Origin of the sequence: Pantoea sp. B_9, assembly GCF_008632015.1 — a bacterium.
In the GTDB taxonomy this organism is placed as follows: Bacteria; Pseudomonadota; Gammaproteobacteria; order Enterobacterales; family Enterobacteriaceae; genus Pantoea; species Pantoea dispersa.
In genome coordinates, this window is the sequence record NZ_VWVL01000007.1 from 34,191 (window position 1) to 53,919 (window position 19,729).

Annotated in this window: 17 protein-coding genes and 4 tRNA genes; 6 read left to right on the forward strand and 15 right to left on the reverse strand. The window is 59.1% G+C overall.

All coding sequences use genetic code 11. The annotated features are described in order from the left end of the window. Positions 1-7: 7 nt before the first annotated feature. Complete coding sequence (gene pldA / locus F3I21_RS18635; RefSeq protein ID WP_021506965.1) at positions 8-886, reverse strand: phospholipase A; 879 nt, start codon at positions 884-886, stop codon at positions 8-10. A gap of 164 nt (positions 887-1,050) precedes the next feature. Between pldA and F3I21_RS18640 the strand changes: the two genes are divergently transcribed. After that, on the forward strand, positions 1,051-1,521 hold the full coding sequence (locus F3I21_RS18640) for a thioesterase family protein (RefSeq protein ID WP_058781585.1): 471 nt from the start codon (positions 1,051-1,053) through the stop codon (positions 1,519-1,521). 43 nt (positions 1,522-1,564) lie between these two features. After that, on the forward strand, positions 1,565-2,464 hold the full coding sequence (gene rarD / locus F3I21_RS18645) for an EamA family transporter RarD (RefSeq protein ID WP_058771068.1): 900 nt from the start codon (positions 1,565-1,567) through the stop codon (positions 2,462-2,464). On the opposite strand, the gene F3I21_RS18650 is transcribed toward rarD, so the two are convergent. The 9 genes from F3I21_RS18650 to F3I21_RS18690 all read right to left on the reverse strand — a co-directional run bounded on the left by F3I21_RS18650 (position 2,435) and on the right by F3I21_RS18690 (position 13,396). Then, complete coding sequence (locus F3I21_RS18650; protein WP_058775517.1) at positions 2,435-3,487, reverse strand: AbrB family transcriptional regulator; 1,053 nt, start codon at positions 3,485-3,487, stop codon at positions 2,435-2,437. The two genes, rarD and F3I21_RS18650, sit on opposite strands and share 30 nt — an antisense overlap. Positions 3,488-3,718: 231 nt before the next feature. Then, positions 3,719-4,672, reverse strand: a complete 954-nt coding sequence (gene corA / locus F3I21_RS18655) for a magnesium/cobalt transporter CorA (protein ID WP_150059514.1) — start codon at positions 4,670-4,672, stop codon at positions 3,719-3,721. A gap of 321 nt (positions 4,673-4,993) precedes the next feature. Continuing rightward, positions 4,994-7,156: a DNA helicase II gene (uvrD, locus tag F3I21_RS18660; RefSeq protein ID WP_150059515.1), complete on the reverse strand. Its 2,163-nt coding sequence runs from the start codon at positions 7,154-7,156 to the stop codon at positions 4,994-4,996. 173 nt (positions 7,157-7,329) lie between these two features. Next, positions 7,330-8,046, reverse strand: a complete 717-nt coding sequence (gene yigB / locus F3I21_RS18665; protein ID WP_021506970.1) for a 5-amino-6-(5-phospho-D-ribitylamino)uracil phosphatase YigB — start codon at positions 8,044-8,046, stop codon at positions 7,330-7,332. Then, positions 8,043-8,954 (reverse strand): tyrosine recombinase XerC, encoded by a 912-nt coding sequence (gene xerC, locus F3I21_RS18670; protein WP_021506971.1) that lies wholly within the window; start codon positions 8,952-8,954, stop codon positions 8,043-8,045. Before xerC ends, yigB begins: the two co-directional genes overlap by 4 nt. Next, the gene (locus tag F3I21_RS18675) at positions 8,951-9,655 is read right to left on the reverse strand and encodes a DUF484 domain-containing protein (RefSeq protein WP_021506972.1); all 705 of its coding nucleotides are present in this window, start codon (positions 9,653-9,655) and stop codon (positions 8,951-8,953) included. Before F3I21_RS18675 ends, xerC begins: the two co-directional genes overlap by 4 nt. Then, positions 9,652-10,476, reverse strand: coding sequence for a diaminopimelate epimerase (gene dapF, locus F3I21_RS18680; RefSeq protein ID WP_088516584.1), 825 nt, complete (start codon positions 10,474-10,476; stop codon positions 9,652-9,654). The genes F3I21_RS18675 and dapF overlap by 4 nt, the downstream gene beginning before the upstream one ends. Before the next feature lie 29 nt (positions 10,477-10,505). Beyond that, on the reverse strand, positions 10,506-10,712 hold the full coding sequence (locus F3I21_RS18685) for a lipoprotein (RefSeq protein WP_022548017.1): 207 nt from the start codon (positions 10,710-10,712) through the stop codon (positions 10,506-10,508). 125 nt (positions 10,713-10,837) lie between these two features. Continuing rightward, complete coding sequence (locus F3I21_RS18690) at positions 10,838-13,396, reverse strand: class I adenylate cyclase (RefSeq protein WP_058771065.1); 2,559 nt, start codon at positions 13,394-13,396, stop codon at positions 10,838-10,840. A 317-nt stretch (positions 13,397-13,713) separates the two neighbouring features. Here F3I21_RS18690 and hemC point away from each other — a divergent pair, with 317 nt between their 5' ends. From hemC to hemY, 4 genes are read left to right on the forward strand one after another with little or no spacing between them, the layout of a single operon-like run. Continuing rightward, the gene (hemC, locus tag F3I21_RS18695; protein WP_150059516.1) at positions 13,714-14,655 is read left to right on the forward strand and encodes a hydroxymethylbilane synthase; all 942 of its coding nucleotides are present in this window, start codon (positions 13,714-13,716) and stop codon (positions 14,653-14,655) included. Beyond that, positions 14,652-15,392, forward strand: a complete 741-nt coding sequence (gene hemD / locus F3I21_RS18700; RefSeq protein ID WP_058781632.1) for a uroporphyrinogen-III synthase — start codon at positions 14,652-14,654, stop codon at positions 15,390-15,392. Before hemC ends, hemD begins: the two co-directional genes overlap by 4 nt. Positions 15,393-15,415: 23 nt before the next feature. After that, positions 15,416-16,546 (forward strand): uroporphyrinogen-III C-methyltransferase, encoded by a 1,131-nt coding sequence (gene hemX, locus F3I21_RS18705; protein WP_058758109.1) that lies wholly within the window; start codon positions 15,416-15,418, stop codon positions 16,544-16,546. A 2-nt stretch (positions 16,547-16,548) separates the two neighbouring features. Continuing rightward, positions 16,549-17,745 carry a protoheme IX biogenesis protein HemY gene (gene hemY / locus F3I21_RS18710; RefSeq protein WP_058775512.1) on the forward strand — a complete coding sequence of 399 codons (1,197 nt, stop codon included), beginning with the start codon at positions 16,549-16,551 and terminating at the stop codon, positions 17,743-17,745. Positions 17,746-18,352: 607 nt separating this feature from the next. Here the strand turns inward: hemY and F3I21_RS18715 are convergent. From F3I21_RS18715 to wecG, 5 genes are all read right to left on the reverse strand, one after another. Continuing rightward, a tRNA-Pro gene (locus tag F3I21_RS18715) sits at positions 18,353-18,429 on the reverse strand. A 36-nt stretch (positions 18,430-18,465) separates the two neighbouring features. After that, a tRNA-Leu gene (locus tag F3I21_RS18720) sits at positions 18,466-18,552 on the reverse strand. Positions 18,553-18,568: 16 nt separating this feature from the next. After that, positions 18,569-18,644 (reverse strand) — tRNA-His (locus F3I21_RS18725). A 90-nt stretch (positions 18,645-18,734) separates the two neighbouring features. Continuing rightward, positions 18,735-18,811: transfer RNA gene (locus F3I21_RS18730), tRNA-Arg, on the reverse strand. 159 nt (positions 18,812-18,970) lie between these two features. Then, a complete protein-coding gene (wecG, locus tag F3I21_RS18735) occupies positions 18,971-19,705 on the reverse strand; it encodes a lipopolysaccharide N-acetylmannosaminouronosyltransferase (protein WP_021506979.1) in 735 nt (244 codons plus the stop codon). Positions 19,706-19,729: the final 24 nt, after the last annotated feature.

Genomic DNA, 19,729 nt, shown 5'->3' on the forward strand with positions numbered 1-19,729 from the left:
TGACTGGTTAGAACAGATCGTTAAGCGTTACGCCGACGCCAAGACGCGTCTGGCGATGGTTATAGTCAATAAGGGATTCACCATAACCGCTGAACAGCTGCGTGTAAAAGCGCACGTGTTCAGAAATCGGATAGCTCCAAGCGAAGGTTGCACCGCCGTAGCCGCTATTCCAGTTGTAGTTGCCTTCCACGCTGAAAATACTGTCGCCGAGCATATAGCCCAGCTTCGCGCGGTAGTAGCCCATGTATTTGGTGATGTCCGGGTTATCGTCGTTGCTGGCACTTTCCGGCAGACGATACCAGGGTTTGATTTCCGCCAGGAAGTTGCCGTTCTCCGCCATCAGACGGGCGTAAGCGCGGTTCCAGCTGCGTGACGTGGGATCGCTGCGGCCATTTGACTGATGATTCAGACCCAGCTCGACGTCGCGTAATGTCCAGCCGCCCAGCGAATAGTCGGTGGCCCAGCCGAGAAAAATCTGCGGCTCATAGTTGGTTTCACGAAACGGTGATGAAGCCCCCCGGTTCGACAACTGCCACCAGGAGCGCTGAGTATACGACGCGGCCAGCACCGAGTTGTCACCCAAAATGCCGCGCCACAGCGGAAACGCCAGGCTGAGCTGGAATTTTACTTCATCCTTTTTCGCTTTGTCTGCCCAGTTGTAAGAGGAAATCGCCTCTTTATTCATGTCGCTGGTGTAGGTGTAAAGCAGATAGTTATTTTCATAGGGATAAAGCACGAATGGGTTATCGTGTTTTTCCAGCAGGTTAGCGATAATACTGCCCTTCACTGCTGGTGCGTCATGAACCTCTTTCACGGTGGCTTCATCGGCCTGCGCCAGCGCAGGAACCATAAATGCCGCGGCCAGCAAGGCGTACTGCTTACGCATAGAATTCTCCAGAGCGCTGCAAAAGTTATCGTCGGGCGACGGTTCAAAAAGCACGCCATTCTACACGCAAACCCGGTGGTTGATTAGCGCGGATTTCTGAAACTGGAAAGCGGCGCGAACGCGGCATAATATACACAATTCTTTAACATCTTAAGGCAGGAAAAATGTCATCCCTGATGCTGACACAGCAGGAAGCGCGCCGGCTGATTGGCGAAATTTTTGTCTATCACATGCCGTTTAATCAGGCACTGGGCCTTGAGCTGGATCGCCTTGAAGCCGATTACGCCGAACTCGGCTTTGCCAATAAAACCATGCTGGTGGGCAATGCCGCGCAGCAGATTCTGCACGGTGGCGTGATTGCCTCAGTGCTGGATGTTGCCGCCGGGCTGGTGTGCGTCAGCCATGCGCTGTCGCGCCAGCAGAGCATCAGCGAAGAGGAGCTGCGTCAGCGCCTGTCACGCATGGGCACCATTGATATGCGCGTCGACTACCTGCGCCCGGGCCGCGGCGAGCGCTTTGTCGCCACCAGCAGCCTGCTGCGCGCCGGGAATAAAGTCGCGGTTGCGCGCGTCGAATTGCACAATCAGCAGGGCGATTACATCGCCACCGCGACTGCGACCTATCTTATTGGTTAACTTCGTGCGGCCTGCCACACTCGCCGCTTTTCTGGAATAGATGATGGATACGCAACAAACGCGTCAGGGCATTTTTTATGCGCTGGGCGCTTACTTTATCTGGGGCATCGCACCGGCCTATTTCAAGCTGGTCAAAGAAGTGCCACCGACGGAAATTATGACCCACCGCGTAATTTGGTCGGCCCTGTTTATGCTGGGGCTGATTACCCTGAGCCGCAGCTGGCGTCAGGTGCGCAGCGTGCTGGCGCAGCCGAAAAAAGTGCTGCTGCTGGCGCTGACCGCACTGACCATCGGCGGCAACTGGCTGCTGTTTATCTGGGCGGTGAATAATCAGCATATGCTGGAGGCCAGCCTCGGCTACTTTATCAACCCGCTGATTAACGTGGTGTTTGGCATGCTGTTTCTGCGCGAGCGTTTCCGCCGTCTGCAGTGGCTGGCGGTGCTGCTGGCGGCCACCGGCGTGCTGGTGCAGCTGTGGCAGTTCGGTTCGCTGCCGATCATCGGCCTCGGCCTGGCGCTGAGCTTCGCGCTGTACGGGCTGGTGCGCAAGAAGATTCAGGTTGATGCACAGAGCGGTATGCTGATTGAAACCGCGTGGCTGTTCCCGCTGGCGGCCATCTATCTGTTTGGCTTTGCTGACAGCGCCACCAGCCACCTCAGCGCTAATCCGCTCAGCCTGAACCTCAAGCTGATCGCCGCCGGCATCATTACCACCATTCCGCTGATGCTGTTTGCCGCCGCCTGCGCGCGCCTGCGCCTGTCGACGGTCGGTTTCTTTCAGTATCTGGGGCCGACGCTGATGTTCCTGCTGGCGGTGCTGTTTTACGGTGAGAGCCTGACGCCGGATAAAATGGTGACCTTCGGCTTCATCTGGCTGGCGCTGGCGATCTTCATTCTGGACGCGCTGCTGTTTTCAGCCCGCACGCGCGTGCGCATAGCGTGAGATAAAACGGGCCATCGCAGGGCCGGTAAGCAGAATGGTAAACAGACGCAGCGTCTGCAGCGCCATAACAAACGCAATATCGACCCGGCTGCCAGCAGCAATAATCGCCACCGTATCCAGCCCGCCCGGGCTGGTTGCCAGATAAGCGGTCATCAGATCGACGTGCAGCACGCGCGTCAGCATCCACGCCAGCCCCCCGCACAGCAGCATCAGACCGATAATCGAGGCGATCATTTGCGGCAGCGTGCGCAGCGCCAGCAAAAAGATCGGCCGGGTAAAGCGCAGGCCAACGCTCCAGCCGATCAGCGCATAGGCCAGTGCCAGCAGCCACTCCGGCACCTGCAGCGTCGCGACCCCCGTTCCGTGCAGCGTGGCACCCATCAGCGCCGGCAGCAGCAGCGCGCCGGATGGGATACGCAGTTTCTGCCCCAGCCACGCGCCCGCCACCATCACCAGCAGCGTCAGCACGAAGCCACTGTGCAGCGGCGGCAGCCAGACAATGTGGGCGGCAGCCCCGCTGCTGCCGAGGCCGATGCGGGCCACCACGGCCGCGGCGGTAGCAACAAACAGTACGCGCAGATATTGCATAAACGCCACCAGCCGCACGTCGGCACCGAAATCGCCCGCCATCGCCACCATTGCGGACGCGCCGCCCGGCGACGATCCCCACGCGCCGGTCGGTCCCGGCAGCGAGCTAAAGCGCACCAGCAGAAAACCGGACAGCCCGCTGGCCGCCAGCGTCAGCAGCAGCACCGCCAGCACCACCGGCCAGTCATCGAGCAGCGGCGAGAGGATCGCAGGCGACAGGCTCTGGCCGATCATGCAGCCCAGCACCGCCTGCGCCAGCACGAACAGCCGTTTGTCGATGCGCACGGTTGCGCCGCTCAGCCCCATAATGGTACCGACAATCATCGGACCGAGCAGCAGTGCAGCCGGCAGGTGCAATAGCTGGAGCAGGCAGCCCAGCACCAGCGAAGCCGTCAACAGCAGCGCCCACTGCTGCCGCAAAGAGAAACGCGCCATAAGGTGGAAATCAGAAAGTGAGTTGAGGCAACAGGTTAGCAGATTAGCGCTGGCGCGTCAGGGGTAAGGCGCCAGCAAAAGACCGCACGCTGTTGTAGCGGCGCAATTTATTGCGCTCAGGTTTGCGTATTAATAACGCGAATGCCACGGCGCAATATGCTGAGCATCCGTTAGACAAAGCGCGATGAATCGCGCCGCTACGGTTCTGTGCGATGATGCAATGCTGTGCGATTACAGCCAGTTCTTCCGTTTGAAATAGAGATACGGCGCCAGCCCGGCGAGAATCATCAGGCCAATCGCACCGGGATAACCAAAGCTCCACTTCAGCTCCGGCATAAACTCAAAGTTCATGCCGTAGCTGGAGGCCACCAGCGTCGGCGGCAGGAACACCACGGACACCACCGAGAAGATTTTGATAATGCGGTTCTGCTCGATGTTAATAAAGCCCATCGCCGCCTGCATCAGGAAGTTAACCTTCTGGAACAGCGATTCGTTGTGCGGCAGCAGCGATTCGATGTCGCGCAGGATCTCGCGCGCCTGCTCCAGCTGATTGCCCGGCAGCCGCGCTTTACGCACCAGGAAGTTCAGCGCACGCTGGGTATCCATCAGGCAAAGACGCACTTTCCAGCCGATATCCTCCAGCTCCGCCAGGCGCGACAGCGCGTCGTCGTACTCTTCGCCCTGTTGCCCTTCCATAATCACGCGGCTGAGTTTTTCCAGCGCGCTATAGATGTTCTCGATCTCATCCGCCAGCTGCTCGATTTTGGTTTCGAACAGATCGAGCAGCAGTTCGTAGGCGTTGCCGTCAGTCAGCTGCTGATTGCGCGCGCGCATGCGGTACAGGCGGAACGCCGGCAGCTCACGCTCGCGCAGTGTGTACAGGCGATCTTCGCGGATGGTAAACGCCACGGTGGAGTTGCCAGCGTGGTCTTCAGCATCTTCAAAAAAGAAAAAGGAGTGGATGTGCAGGCCGTCTTCGTCTTCGAAGAAACGCGCCGAGGCCTCAATGTCCTCCAGCTCGGGGCGCGTTGCCAGGCTCTGCCCCAGTTCTGACTGCACGCGCTCACGCTCGCTGTCGTCCGGCTCGATCAGATCGACCCACACCGAGGTGTTGAGTTTGTTGTTGTTGTCTTCCAGCTCGATGCGCGTCAGGCGATCGCGCTCCAGTTTAAATGCGCTCAGCATAGCAATACTCCCCATTGCAGACGACATGGGACAAGGCGGTGAACCGCAGTGCTGCTGGCACCACGGGCACGGCAAAGCCTGAACGCGGAAACTTTCGCTTCAAGGGTAAATCAGTGCTGACTCGTGCGACGGGATCAAAAAGGGAGGTCGCTGATAACCGCTAAGGCTACCCGCGTTAAAGAGGTAGCCTTAGAAATTGTCCCTGTTAACCAGGGTATAGAGCCAGCATCGACTGGGCGCGTCCAAGGCATTGTCCTCTCATGATAATAGTGCGCGCATGTTACGCTGAGACGAAAAAGTCGTCAAGGTAGCGCAACCGCGCTACACGGTTTCCAGCCGGGCGTAAGCCGCCACCAGCCACTTGATGCCCTGGCCCTGGAAGGCCACCTGCAGACGGCTGTGCTCGCCGCTGCCTTCCAGATTGATAATGGTGCCTTCACCGAACTTAGCGTGGCGCACGCGCTGCCCGAGCGCGAAGCCGCTGTCGCTCTTCGCCACCGGTGTGCCCATGCGCTGATGGCTCACCGGCCGGCTCACGCTGGCGCGCAGCCGCACCTCTTCCACGCACGCTTCCGGCAGTTCACCAATGAAACGCGATGGCCGGTGATACACTTCCTTACCATAAAGGCGACGGGTTTCGGCGTAGGTGAGCGTCAGCTTCTCCATCGCGCGCGTCACGCCGACATACGCCAGGCGACGCTCCTCCTCCAGCCGGCCGCCTTCGTCCAGCGACATCTGGCTCGGGAACATGCCCTCTTCCATGCCGACGATAAACACCTGGCTGAACTCCAGCCCTTTCGCCGAGTGCAGCGTCATCAGCTGCACCGCATCCTGCCACTTGTCCGCCTGGCCTTCACCGGCTTCCAGCGCCGCGTGCGACAGAAACGCCTGCAGCGGCATCAGATCTTCGTCTTCGTCCTGATAGCTGAACTGGCGCGTGGCGGTGACCAATTCCTCTAAGTTTTCGATACGCGCCTGGCCTTTTTCGCCCTTTTCCTGCTCGTACATCAGCCACAGGCCGGAGTCTTTAATCACCCGATCGGTCTGTACGTGCAGCGGCAGCTCAGCGGTTTCCGTCGCCAGCGCATCCACCAGCTCGCAGAAGCGCTGCAGCGCCGAGGCGGCACGGCCAGCCAGCGCTTTGGATTGCAGCAGTGCGCGCGTGGCCTGCCACAACGTCAGCTGCTGCTCACGCGCGGTCTGGCGCACCACATCGAGCGTGCGATCGCCAACGCCGCGCACCGGCGTGTTGACCACGCGCTCGAATGCCGCATCGTCATTGCGGTTGGCCAGCAGCCGCAAATAGGCCAGCGCATCTTTGATCTCCTGGCGCTCGAAGAAGCGCATGCCGCCATAAATGCGGTACGGCATGCTGCCCTGCAGCAGCGCCTCTTCCAGCACGCGCGACTGGGCGTTGCTGCGGTAGAGAATGGCGCAATCCTGCAGCGCGTTGCCGTTTTCATGCCAGGTTTTGATGCGATTGACGACAAAGCGCGCTTCATCCAGCTCGTTGAACGCGCAATACAGTGAAATCTTTTCACCGTCGCTGCCGTCGGTCCACAGCTCTTTCCCCAGACGGCCATTGTTATTGGCAATCAGGGCGTTGGCTGCTTTCAGAATGTTATTGGTGGAGCGATAGTTCTGCTCAAGACGGATGGTTTCCGCGCCTGGGAAATCCTGCAGGAAACGCTGGATGTTCTCCACCTGCGCGCCGCGCCAGCCGTAAATGGACTGATCGTCATCGCCAACGATGATGACCCGGCCGCTGTCGCCAGCCAGCATGCGAATCCACGCGTACTGAATGTTGTTGGTGTCCTGGAATTCGTCCACCAGAATATTGCTGAAGCGCTCACGGTAGTGATTGAGAATCTGCGGCTTGTTGAGCCACAGCTCATGCGCCCGCAGCAGCAGTTCGGCGAAGTCGACCAGCCCGGCGCGATCGCAGGCTTCCTGGTACGCCTGATAGATACGCAGCCACGTCTGCTCCACCGGATTGCCGTAGCTTTCGATATGCTTAGGCCGCAGCCCTTCGTCCTTTTTGCCGTTGATGTACCACATGCCCTGACGCGCCGGCCACTGTTTCTCGTCGAGGTTCATGGCTTTGATCAGGCGCTTGAGCAGACGCAGCTGATCTTCGCTGTCGAGGATCTGGAAATCCTGCGGCAGCCCGGCATCCAGGTGGTGCGCGCGCAGTAAACGGTGCGCCAGGCCGTGGAAGGTACCAATCCACATGCCGCCCTGGCTGGTGCCGATCAGCTGGTCGATACGGTGGCGCATCTCCGCCGCCGCCTTGTTGGTGAAGGTCACCGCCATGATTGAGTAAGGCGAGCAGTTCTCTACCGACAACAGCCAGGCGATGCGATGCACCAGCACGCGGGTTTTACCGCTGCCTGCTCCGGCCAGCACCAGCAGATTGTTGCGCGGCGCGGCGACCGCTTCGCGCTGTTTGTCATTCAAGCCGTTAAGCAGATCGGAAACGTCCATAAGCACCGTTTTAAGCAAGTAGGATGCGTATCCTGCACCGTTCGCGTTGCCGCCAGGCGGCAAGGGCAGATATCTGCGAGGGCGTAATCAGCTAAGCGATCAGGCTGGTGACACACAGCCTGCACGGCCGCGCGTTGCAGAATACAGAATACGACTGGATAAATTTACAGCCATTATAGCAGCGAGGTCAGCGATGCCAACTGATGAATTTCCACGTGTGGCAGCAGGCGCGCGTCATCAATCTTCATCAGATTGCCGTCACGCAGGTTGATCCAGCACGCCTGCAGACCGGCGCGCAGCGCACCGGCGACGTCGGTGGTCAGGTCATCGCCGACGTGCAGAATATGCTGCGGCGCAATGCCCAACCGTTCGGCGGCCAGATGGTACATATCCTGCCACGGCTTGGCGCGGCCGTGCGGACCGGCGCGCAGCGCGAACTGGAAGTAGTGATCAATACCGAGCTTTTGCGGGTCGGCATTGCCATTGGTGATCGCCACCAGCGGCACGCGCTCGCCGAGCCAGGCCAGCGTCTGATGCGTCTCTTCTGGCATCTCCACCGCACTGCGCCACTGGTGAAACACGCTCATCACGTCGCGGGCACCTGCGCTGGCTTGCGCGGCCGGCAGTCCGGCGTTGAGCAGCGCCAGCTCTACCGAGCGGCGACGCCACTCAGAGACATCGTGATAAATTTCCGGTTCACGCAGCAGCAGTTCATCGCGCAGCGCCTGATAATCTTCCGGCGTAAACTCGCGCAGCGCCGGGTGATACGCCTGCAGCGCAGCGTGCGATTCCGCCGTGGTTTTGCGGATCACCGGATAGTTGTCATACAGCGTATCGTCGAGATCGAAGGTGATGGCTTTGATCGGGCCCAGCGGGCGATAAAACTTCATTCAGACTTTCCTCGTTTGGCACGCGGGTGTGCCGCATCGTACACCGACGCCAGATGCTGGAAATCCAGGTGGGTATAGATTTGCGTGGTCGAGAGGTTGGCGTGGCCGAGCAGCTCCTGCACCGCGCGCAGATCGCCGCTCGATTCCAGCAGATGGGTAGCAAACGAGTGGCGCAGCTTATGCGGGTGGATATGGCTGGCGACGCCCTGCTTAATGCCCCATTCGGCGAAGCGTTTCTGCACATTGCGCGCCGAAATACGGCTGCCGCGCGTCGACACAAAAACTGCATCATCCTGCGGCGCGAAGCTGTTGCGTAGCGGCAGCCAGTGCTGCAGCCAGGTGACGGCGGTGCCGCCAATCGGCACGCGGCGCTCTTTGCTGCCTTTACCGCGCACCCAGACCTCACCGCTCTCCAGGTCCAGATGACGACAGTCGATGCCCACCAGCTCAGCGAGACGTAAACCGCCGCCGTACATGGTTTCCAGCATGGCGCGGTCGCGCACTGCCAGCGGATCGTCGAGGTCGATCTCCAGCAGCTGGCTGACTTCGTCGACATCCATATTTTTTGGCAGATGCCGTGCGTTGCGCGGCGTGGCGATGCCTTTCGCCGGATTGGCGCTCAGCATGCCCTGGCTGACCTGCCAGTCGAGAAAGCTGCGCAGCGCCGACATGCGCAGGGCCAGGCTACTGGCCCCGAGACCGCCGCGCCGGCTACGCGCCGCCAGACTGCGCACCTGAGCCGGTTCCAGCTGCGACCACGCGGTAATGTGCATGTCATCCGCCATGGCGATAAGCGCCTGCAGCTGGCGCTGGTAATTCTTTTGCGTCAGCGGGCTGAGCTGGCGTTCGACTTTCAGATAGCGCAGAAAGCCCTCAACGGCCGGCAACAGCGGGCTGGCGCTGCTCATGCGCGCTCCACCCAGCGAGACAGCAGGTCGGGCAGCATTTGTGCCAGATGCTGCAGCAGCAGCGTGCCCATACCCGCCTGATAGTGCTGGTTGTCGCGGCTGCTGAAGATCAGTACGCCGAGATCGCCCTGCTCGCCCATCAGCGACATCGCCACCGATCCGACGGCTTTTGCCTGCGGCAGCAGCAGCAGCAGCTCCGGTCCGTTCAGGCTGCCAAGGTAGTGATGCTGCTGACCAAAGCGCTGGATGCGCAGCGGCTCAAACGCCTGGCGTGACAGACCAAGCTGGGTGAAATCGGAGGGTGCGCCGATGCGCCAGCGGTCGCTGAACAGCCGCACATTAGCGCCCGCAAGGCCAAGCTCGCGCGCCCAGCGGTGCAGGCGCGTCAGCATCTCCTGCAGGCTATCGGCCGCCGCGAGATGGCTTTGCAACGCCAGCAGGCGATCGAACAGCTGATGATTGGCGGTTGCCTGCTCCATCAGCAGCGTAATCTCCTCTTCCAGCTGCTGGATGTGGTTGCGCTGACGCGCCATATGCCACTCCACCAGCGATACGCTGCCGCGCACCGGATGCGGCACCATCATTTGCTCAACCTGGCGCGCATTGCGAATAAAGAAATCGGGGTTGTGACGCAGCCAGGCGCTCACCGCCTGATCGTCCAGCAAAACCGCGCTGTCGGTCTGCTCTTCGATATTTTTCATAGATGAATAAACCCATCATAGACGTGTGTGGCTGGCCCGGTCATAAACAGCGGCTGACCGGCCCCTTTCCAGGCGATATGCAGCGTGCCGCCGGGCAGATCGACGCGCACTTTCTCCGCCAGAATGCCCTGCTGAATGCCGCAGGCCACTGCGGCGCAGGCGCCGCTGCCACACGCCTGGGTTTCGCCCGCGCCGCGTTCATACACGCGCAGACGGATGTGTTCCGGATTGACCACTTCCATAAAGCCGACGTTCACGCGCTCGGGAAAGCGCTCATGGCTCTCCAGTGCCGGACCGAGCGTCACCACCGCGGCGGTTTTCACGCTTTCAACCTGGATCACGCAGTGTGGATTGCCCATTGATACCGCGCCAAACATTACGGTCTGCTCGGCCACGCGCTGCAGATAGAGGTTTTCCGCCTTGTTAGCGCGCAGCGGCACCTGCTGCGGGTCAAAGTTGGGCTCGCCCATGTTAACGCGTACCAGCTCATCGCTGGTGACGCTCAGTACCATGCGGCCGGTCTGGGTGCTGACGCGAATGTCGCTTTTATTGGTCAGCCCTTTGAGGCGAACAAAGCGGGCAAAACAGCGCGCGCCGTTGCCGCACTGCGCCACTTCGCTGCCGTCAGCGTTGAAGATGCGGTAGTGGAAATCGAGATCCGGATCGTAAGGTGGCTCGACGATCAGCAACTGATCGAAGCCGATCCCCAGATGCCGATCCGCCAGGCGGCGAATCAGTTCCGGCGAAAAAAAGACGTTTTGCGTCACGGCATCGACGACCATAAAGTCGTTACCGAGACCGTGCATTTTCGAGAACTGCATTTTCTGCTCCGCCGGATGACTCATCGGGTTTAATTCGCCTGCACGCCAGCCGGTTTGCTGGTGACCAGCCCGCTGGTATCCGCATCCTGTGCCGCTTTCTGCTGCTGCTCAGTCACCGGCTGATTTTTCTGTTGCGGCCGATCGTTGGGCGGGAAATACAGCGGTCCTTTCAGGCCACAGCCTACCAGGCTGACCAGTGCCAGCGCCATACCCAGCTGGCTCATCACTCGTATCATTCTGTCTGCTCTTTTTATCCAAATCCCAGCTGCTTATCATCGCAGTTGACGTTGTAAAAGCAACAGGAAATATCCGGCAGAAGGTTCAGAAACGGGGGCAGGCCACTGCGTACAGCGCAGTGGCTTTAGTGCATCTGGTAGCGCGGCTGGAAGTCGCCGTTGTCGTTGTCCGGCTGGGTGGCGCACAGCTGCGTCAGCGTCTGGCTGCGGAACGGAATCACCTGGAAGCGATCGCCGGCGTGCACAATCTGATAGAACTGCGGCAGGTTGAAATTGATAAAGCTTGAGCCGTAGGTAAAGCGATCGTGCGACGACGAATAGAAGCGGCTGACGTCACGTACCAGCTCCTCTTTGCTGCCTTCGCAATGGTGATATACCTCAACCCGGTTGCTTTCATCAAGAATGTAGATATTGAAGCCGCGATCGTCACTGGTGTCTTCAAAGAAGAACTGAATGATGCCTTCGCTGGCGTAGCCGTTGACCACCGGCGGCAGCGGCGTTTGGTTCGATTCAACTTTGATCGACAAACCGTGCAGCTTGTTGTTGGAAATCGCGCCGTAAAACTCGACCGCGTTTTCCAGCTTCTGCACCGAGACGCTCATGCGTTCGAAAAACAGGCCCCAGGTCTGACCGGCCATGCGCAGCGCTTTAAAGCGGCCCGGCTCCTGACGCGTGCTCGACAGACGCAGCTCAATGCATTCCGACACCAGCTGCTGCACCCGGGTACGAATCAGGCCACGCAGATGCTGGCTGTAGCAGAATACTTCTACCGTGTCCGGCGGTGCGGCGTCCTGATGCATTTTGCCCAGAATGGTTTTCAGCGCTTCAATCATCGCCTGCTCGCCGCTGAAGTGCAGCGTACGCACTTCGTTCCACGAGTTGCGGTACAGCAGATCGATGCTGCCGATCAGGCACTGCTGCTGCTGACCAAAGCTAAACACATCCAGCTTACGGAAGTCGAAGTGCACTACCTGATTGCGGAACGCCGAGGTCGGATCGTGTTCGAGGTTAACGATGATCGCAAGATGCCGGATTTCGCACGGGCTGTAGAGCGCTTTCGGCGTCGGCGCCGGCAGACGCAGCGGGAAGTGGCTGGAGACATCGTTGACCAGCTCCTGCAGGCGCGGCAGATCGCAGAACTCATTGCCCTTAATGTGCAGACGGGTTTTGCGCGTCAGCAGTCCGTTAAACCATGCCCATGCCACTAACTTGTTGAGATAGCGGTTATATTCCAGCGGCTGATGGCTGATGATTGAGCTCATGTCCGGCGACTGGTTATACAGATACCAGCCGGCACGGTTGGCGCGCCCGGCCGGCACATGAATAAAGGTCAGGTTCTCTTCCGACAGATCGGGCGAGATTTGCGGGTTCACCAGCGTGACTTTGCCCGGCAGCGCTTCAAACGCGGCGTACAATTTACGCGTCAGCACGCCGATGTCCTGCGGGCTGGCGCTGACGCTTAAATTGTTGCGACGGGCAAAACGGATCAGGTTGCGATAGCTCTGCATCATCGCATCCAGCAGCTCGTTGTGCGCCTCGCGCACCCGTTCGATTTTCCACTGCGCGCGATTATCCAGCACCGCCAGCTTCTCATCGTCCCAGCCCCACTCTTTCACCAGCTGCGACAGGATTTCACGCCGCCAGCCCGCGCGCGGATGCTGCTCCTCGCTGGAGAGTTTTTCGCACACTTTGAGGTAAAAACAGCGGCGCACCAAATCAAGGCGCGCGGTGTCATCGACGCTGGTCAGATAGCGCGTCACGCGCTCCAGCATCATGCAGTAGGGATCGAGACCGAAGCAGACAATTTCGCCGTCGTGCAGCCGCTGTTTGATATCCATCGCCAGCAGCTGCGTGTCTGGGTATTCCCAGCTGTAAGCTTCCAGCAGCAGGGTTTTCAGCACCGCTTTGTACGGCGAATCGATACTTTTATACAGCTGCCACAGGCTGGCACCGAAATACTCTTCCGCCGACAGCGTGCCGAGACCGCCGAGATCCAGCCACTCATTCGGCGTCAGCACGCCCTGTGAATAGAGCGACATCACGTAATCGTCGTAGTGATGTTCTTCTTCGCCAGGCACCATGTTCCACAGAATGCGTTTGCCCGCCATGCGCACGGCGGTACGGTAGAACTCATCCAGCAGTAAAATATGTTGGGTAGAACCGCAGTCTTCACCGCCGAGGCTGCCGCTCTCATTATGGCGGAAACGGTTTTCGTCGATCAGGAAGAAGCTGACTTCCACACCCAGCGACACACACCATTTTTGCAGGAGCGTACACTTGCGCTGCAGATTGAGACGCTCTTCGTTATCCAGCCATGACTGATGGCATACCCAGATGTCGAGGTCGGAGACGCTGTTCTGGCCGACTGACGAGGTGCTGCCCATTGAGTAGATGCCGGTGATAGGCAGTTCGCCCTTCACCGCGCTGCTGAGGTCGAGCGGATGGTCGCCCGCTAACTGTTGCAACAGCTGCTGTTGGTTTTCATCAGGCGCAAAGAAGCTGACGCCATGGGGAACGCTACCTTCAAGGTAACCCGGCATCAGCGGATGATGATAATGCAGTAATGTTGGCAGCAGACTGTAGACGTGCTGGAAAGCAGGTCCCATGGCAGCCAGTGCGCGATCTACACGCAGCTGGTTAATCGCATCCAGTCTCTGTTTCAGTGTCTCAATGTAGAGGTACAAGACGTTTCGCCTGATTGTCCCAGTGTTAAGCACCCTGTTTCCAAAATCTGCCGCTTAATAATAAAGATGTCGGGCAAATTATTGCTGGAAACGTGATCAATCTAACACCTGGAAGATTGACCGTAAAGAAAGTTGCGCTACCTGACAGTTTAGCACGTTCCAAACGTAGCCCTGCATTTTCGGACTCCAGCCTCAGAATCTGACGCCGTAAAAAGCGGGCTCCGGTCTGAGATTGCAGCCTGGTCAATCCGTTGAAACTGACAGCATTCCCCTATCAATGATAGGATAATCGATGAACGATCAAAATGGTTAACAGCATGTTAAACAAAATTTTCAGAATTGCTACCAGGCAAAGCCCGCTTGCCTTGTGGCAGGCACAATTTGTCCAACAGCGCCTGATGGCTGCGCATCCCGGCTTGCAGGTTGAGCTGGTGCCGATGGTCACCAAAGGTGATGTCATCCTTGATACGCCGCTGGCGAAAGTGGGTGGCAAAGGACTGTTTGTCAAAGAGCTTGAACTGGCGATGCTGGAAAACCGTGCCGATATGGCGGTGCATTCCATGAAAGATGTGCCGGTCGATTTTCCCGACGGTCTGGGACTGGTGACCATCTGCGAGCGCGAAGATCCGCGCGACGCGTTCGTCTCTAATCATTATTCCTCGATTGACGCGCTGCCGCAGGGCGCGGTGGTCGGCACGTCCAGCCTGCGTCGCCAGTGCCAGATCAGCGCACGGCGCCCGGATCTGGTGATTCGCTCGCTGCGCGGTAACGTCGGTACGCGTCTCAGCAAACTGGACGCCGGCGAGTATGACGCCATCATTCTTGCTGCCGCCGGGCTGAAACGCCTTGGACTGGAAGATCGCATTCGCCAGGCGCTGCCGGCGGAGTTTTCCCTGCCGGCGGTGGGCCAGGGCGCGGTCGGCATTGAGTGCCGCCTCGACGATCAGCCGTTAATTACGCTGCTGCAGGCGCTGAACCACAGCGACACAGCCGTCTGCGTGCGCGCCGAGCGCGCCATGAATACCCGTCTCGAAGGCGGCTGTCAGGTGCCGATCGGCAGTTTTGCCGTACTGGAAGACGATCAGCTGTGGCTGCGCGGCCTGGTCGGTGCGCCGGATGGCAGCCAGATGGTGGTGGGCGAACGCCGCGGCCCGCGTGAACAGGCCGAACAGATGGGGATCTCACTGGCCGAAGAGCTGCTGGACGGCGGTGCGCGTGACATTCTGCGTGAAGTTTATCAGGGACAGCCGCCCGCATGACTATCCTCGTGACCCGTCCGGAACCCGCCGCCAGTGAACTGGTCGCGCGCCTGCGCAGCCAGGGCAAACTGGCGTGGTCGTTTCCGCTGATTGAATTCACGCCGGGTCGCGATCTCCCCCAACTGCCGCTGAAGCTGGCCGCCCTGCAGCCCGGTGACCTGGTATTTCTGCTGTCGCAGCAGGTGGTGCACTTTGCCCAGCCCGCTTTACAGCACCAACGCAGCGCGTGGCCGGCATTTCTCGACTATTATGCCATTGGTCGCAGCACCGCGCTGGCGCTGCATACCGTCAGTAATCTGAAAGTTGACTATCCGCATGCGCGGGAAACCAGCGAAGAGCTGGTGCGGCTGAATCGCCTGCAGCAGGTCAGCGGCAAGCGTGCGCTGATTCTGCGCGGCAGTCCGGGCCGTGAACTGCTGGCGGAGACGCTGATCGCCCGCGGTGCGGACGTGCAATACTGTGAGTGCTATCAGCGCTGTGAAAAGCAGTACGACGGCGCGATTGAAGGCCGTCGCTGGCGCGATCGCGGTATTACCACGCTGGTGGTGACCAGCGGTGAAATGTTACAACAACTGTTTGCGCTGTTTCCGCCAATCGATCGGCGGGAATGGCTGCTGCACTGTCGACTGCTGGTCGTCAGTGAACGTTTGGCTACCCAGGCCGCCGAATTAGGCTGGCAGGAGATTGAGGTAGCCGATGGTGCGGATAACGACGCGCTGCTGCGTGCGTTACGCTGAACTTAACATTGGGATGAGCCACAATGACGGAACAAAAAGACTCCTCCGCCATGGTTGAAGAAACCACCCCTGCGGACACTTCCCCGACGCCAGCCAGCCAGCCGCCTCGTGCGAAAAAGAGCGACGGCAAGGTGCTGAGCGCGGTGGCAATTGTCATTGCACTGGCGATTGGCGCGGGACTTTACCTGAATGGGAAACACCAGGCCGACTTACAGGCTCAGACTAACCAGAACCTGAGCGAGCAGCTGAGCGCCCTGCAGCAGCAACTGGGCAGCGATAAACAACAGCTCTCACAGCAGCTGGCAGACGCCAACACCGCGCTGCAGGAAGCGCGCAGCCAGCAGGATAACAGCGCCAAAGAGCTGGAAACGCTGCGTGAAAAAGTGGCCACTATTTCCGGCAACGATACCCGCACCTGGCTGCTGGCGCAGGCCGACTACCTCGTCAAACTGGCGGGTCGCAAACTGTGGAGCGATCAGGACGTCACCACTGCGGCAGCGCTGCTGAAAAGCGCGGACACCAGCCTGGCGGAGATGAACGATCCCAGCATCATGAACGTGCGCCGCGCGCTGACCCAGGACATCAGTTCACTGGCGGCGGTCAGCCAGGTGGACTACGACGGCATCATCCTCAAGCTGAACCAGTTGTCGAACGGCGTGGATAATCTGCGTCTGGCCGATAACGACAGCGATGAGTCGCCGATGGATGCCGACAGCGGTGAGCTCTCCAGCTCGCTGCACGAATGGCGCCAGAATCTGGTGAAGAGCTGGCACAACTTCATGGATGATTTCATCACCATCCGCCGCCGCGATAACACCGCGCAGCCGCTGCTGGCACCGAATCAGGATGTTTATCTGCGCGAAAACATCCGTTCACGTCTGCTGATTGCCGCGCAGGCGGTGCCGCGCCATCAGGATGAGATCTACAAACAGTCCATCGATGCGGTATCCACCTGGGTGCGAGCCTGGTACGACACTAACGATGCGGCGACCAAAGCCTTCCTCGCCCAGCTCGACGAGCTGAGTCAGCAAAGTATTTCGATGGACGTGCCGGACACGCTGGAGAGCCAGGCGCTGCTGGAAAAACTGATGCAAACACGCGTGCGCAATCTGCTGGCGCAGCCATCGGCTGCGGCTGATCAACAGGGAGGCTAACCATGCTGAAAGTATTGGTGCTTTTCCTGCTGCTGATTGCCGGCATTGTGCTGGGACCGATGGTTGCCGGCCATCAGGGCTACGTGCTGATCCAGACCGATAACTGGAACATTGAGACCAGCGTCACCGGTCTGGCCATCATCCTGATTCTCAGCCTGCTGGTGATTCTGCTGGTCGAATGGATTCTGCGTCGCCTGTTCCGCACCGGCGCCCGCACCCGCGGCTGGTTCACCGGGCGGAAACGTCGCAGCGCCCAGCGTCACACGCAAAGCGCGCTGATGAAGCTGGCGGAAGGTGATTACCGTCAGGTAGAAAAGCTGCTGTCAAAGAATGCCGATCACGCCGATCAGCCGGTGGCGAACTATCTGCTGGCGGCGGAAGCAGCGCAGCAGCGCGGCGATGAAATCCGTGCTAACCAGCACCTGGAGCGCGCCTCTGAGCTCTCCGAGAACGATACCATTCCGGTTGAGATCACCCGCGTGCGCCTGCAGCTGGCGCGTAACGAAGATCACGCCGCACGTCACGGTATCGATCGCCTGCTGGAAGTGGCGCCGCGCCATCCGGAAGTGCTGCGTCTGGCCGAGCAGGCTTATATCCGCACCGGCGCCTGGGGCGCACTGCTGGATATCCTGCCCTCTATGCAGAAGGCGCAGATTAACGATGAGAACCAGCGTAACGCGCTGCAGCAGCAGGCATGGCTGGGTCTGATGAATCAGGCCATGGCCGATCAGGGCAGCGAAGGCCTGAAAAAATGGTGGCAGAACCAGAGTCGCAAAACCCGCCAGGAGACCGCGCTGCAGGTGGCGATGGCTGAGCATTTGATCGAGTGCGACGATCCGGACACCGCGCAAAGCATCGTGCTGGAAGGGCTGAAGCGTCAGTATGACGATCGGCTGGTGCTGCTGATGCCGCGCATCAAAAGCGGTGACCCGCAGGCACTGGAGAAAGCGCTGCGTCAGCAGATTAAGCAGCACGGTGCCACGCCGCTGCTGCACAGCACGCTCGGCCAGCTGCTGATGCGCCACGGTGAATGGCAGCAGGCCGCAGAAGCCTTCCAGCAGGCGCTGGCACAGCGTCCGGATGGCTTTGACTATGCCTGGCTGGCGGACGTTTACGATCGCCTGCATCGCCCGGAAGACGCGGCTAAAATGCGTCGCGAAGGTCTGTTACTGACGCTGAAGAACAATCCTGGCGCCTGATTTTACAGTTGTTATTTTTGTGCACGCCGGGCCAGTCCCGGCTTTTTTTTGCCTGAAAGAGCGTGCAGGGAATATGGCATCAATCCGTGAACGGCAGATAAAAAAACACCTGCCAGAAGCAGGTGTAAGATCAGGTCGGTAAGACAACTGATGGTATCCGACTCAACGTAATGTCCTTCTTACTGCAGTAGCGCGTGCACGTTACTGCCAGCTGGACAACGGATACCGTAAGGGGCTCTGCATCATTCCCAGGTTTATGTTGCATCCGCAAACATAAGAGGTGGAATGAGCATCTACGCAGAGATTATTGCACAAAGCGTGCCAGAATGGCATGAGTCACGGGAAGTTATTTTATATCATTGATTTAGGCAATCTCTGCCCGCTGACAGCGGTTGCGATGTCGCGAAAACGCGACAGACCGGTTTAAAGCTGTCTCCGCTGAGCGACAGGCTGTGCAAGGAAAGGTAAGGCTGTTTAAAATCAGCAGGTTAGGTGTCGCGTAATAGCGACAATCGCTACGCCCGGCGCAAACCTCCTTCGGAGGTTCTCATCCTCTTTTGCTGCGAACGAAAAAAGCCCGCTTTTTGCAAAGCGGGCTTTTCGAATATGGTCGGCGAGAGAGGATTCGAACCTCCGACCCACTGGTCCCAAACCAGTTGCGCTACCAAGCTGCGCTACTCGCCGATTTTGTACTGCCTGTTACTGCTTACTTGTTTTGCCTGGTGCGAAGAGAGGGACTTGAACCCTCACGTCCGTAAGAACACTAACACCTGAAGCTAGCGCGTCTACCAATTCCGCCACCTTCGCATGTCCCAGCAAAATCTGGGGTGGCTAATGGGACTCGAACCCACGACAACTGGAATCACAATCCAGGGCTCTACCAACTGAGCTATAGCCACCATAATTCTGGTGCGTAAGCGTAACCGCTTACTTAATGCACTGCATAACGCGGTTAAACCAACCACCGAAGCTCTTGCGCACAAACTAAATGGCGCGCCCGACAGGATTCGAACCTGAGACCTCTGCCTCCGGAGGGCAGCGCTCTATCCAGCTGAGCTACGGGCGCGTAGCGCCGTTGCGGATGGGCATACTACGTATTTGACTTCAGGCTGTCCAGTGCTTTTTCATAAAAAAATCGCGTTTGCTTACGCTTTGTGCATTCCGTCGATAAATAACGCAATTTGCCTGCTTAACCTGCCGGAATTACAGCACTATTCCTGCCGCGTTACAGATCGCCGCGCCAGTGATAGCGTAAATATTTCAGCAGTTTTAACTGACGGCGCCAGCGTGATGGCTGGCGTATCAGGCGATAAAGCCACTCCAGCCCTAATTGCTGCCAGATGCGTGGCGCACGCGTGACGTGGCCGGTAAAGACATCATAGGTGCCGCCGACCCCCATATATAGCGCGTGCGGCCAGTGTTCGCGGCAGTCGCGCATCAGCAGCTCCTGGCGCGGCGATCCCTGCGCCACGGTCACAATCTGCGCCCCGCTGGCGGCAATGCGCGCAAATAGCGCCTCGCGTTCGGCTGGAGCGAAGTAGCCGTTCTGGCTGCCCACGATGTTGACGTTCCACTGACGGCGTAATTTATCGCAGGTTTCCTGCAGCACCTGCTCACGCCCGCCGATTAAAAATACCGGAATACCGCTGCGGCCCGCCTGTTCCATCAGCGCTTCCCACAGATCGGCGCCGGCGATGCGGTTCACCGTTAGCTGCGGGTATTTTTTACGCAGCGAACGCACAATGCTGATGCCGTCCGGGTACTTGATCTCCGCGGCGGCGATCAGCGCGCGCAGCTGGGCATCCTCTTCCAGCGTCAGCATCTTTTCAGCGTTGATCGCCACCAGCGTGCCGCTGCGCGGCTTGCCGTCCGGCAGCAGAAAGTGAAGAAAGCTCGCCATATCAGCGAAAGCGTGTAAATCGATGCCGCGCAGGGTATAACGCGGATGATCGGTTTCCATGGTCGGTATTTCCCGTCAGGCCCG

Excerpts from the sequence above, each read along its gene's own strand:
- pldA (WP_021506965.1), bottom strand. The coding sequence starts at position 886 with ATGCGTAAGCAGTACGCCTTGCTGGCCGCGGCATTTATGGTTCCTGCG.
- F3I21_RS18640 (WP_058781585.1), top strand. The coding sequence starts at position 1,051 with ATGTCATCCCTGATGCTGACACAGCAGGAAGCGCGCCGGCTGATTGGC.
- rarD (WP_058771068.1), top strand. The coding sequence starts at position 1,565 with ATGGATACGCAACAAACGCGTCAGGGCATTTTTTATGCGCTGGGCGCT.
- F3I21_RS18650 (WP_058775517.1), bottom strand. The coding sequence starts at position 3,487 with ATGGCGCGTTTCTCTTTGCGGCAGCAGTGGGCGCTGCTGTTGACGGCT.
- corA (WP_150059514.1), bottom strand. The coding sequence starts at position 4,672 with ATGCTGAGCGCATTTAAACTGGAGCGCGATCGCCTGACGCGCATCGAG.
- uvrD (WP_150059515.1), bottom strand. The coding sequence starts at position 7,156 with ATGGACGTTTCCGATCTGCTTAACGGCTTGAATGACAAACAGCGCGAA.
- yigB (WP_021506970.1), bottom strand. The coding sequence starts at position 8,046 with ATGAAGTTTTATCGCCCGCTGGGCCCGATCAAAGCCATCACCTTCGAT.
- xerC (WP_021506971.1), bottom strand. The coding sequence starts at position 8,954 with ATGAGCAGCGCCAGCCCGCTGTTGCCGGCCGTTGAGGGCTTTCTGCGC.
- F3I21_RS18675 (WP_021506972.1), bottom strand. The coding sequence starts at position 9,655 with ATGAAAAATATCGAAGAGCAGACCGACAGCGCGGTTTTGCTGGACGAT.
- dapF (WP_088516584.1), bottom strand. The coding sequence starts at position 10,476 with ATGCAGTTCTCGAAAATGCACGGTCTCGGTAACGACTTTATGGTCGTC.
- F3I21_RS18685 (WP_022548017.1), bottom strand. The coding sequence starts at position 10,712 with ATGATACGAGTGATGAGCCAGCTGGGTATGGCGCTGGCACTGGTCAGC.
- hemC (WP_150059516.1), top strand. The coding sequence starts at position 13,714 with ATGTTAAACAAAATTTTCAGAATTGCTACCAGGCAAAGCCCGCTTGCC.
- hemD (WP_058781632.1), top strand. The coding sequence starts at position 14,652 with ATGACTATCCTCGTGACCCGTCCGGAACCCGCCGCCAGTGAACTGGTC.
- hemX (WP_058758109.1), top strand. The coding sequence starts at position 15,416 with ATGACGGAACAAAAAGACTCCTCCGCCATGGTTGAAGAAACCACCCCT.
- hemY (WP_058775512.1), top strand. The coding sequence starts at position 16,549 with ATGCTGAAAGTATTGGTGCTTTTCCTGCTGCTGATTGCCGGCATTGTG.
- wecG (WP_021506979.1), bottom strand. The coding sequence starts at position 19,705 with ATGGAAACCGATCATCCGCGTTATACCCTGCGCGGCATCGATTTACAC.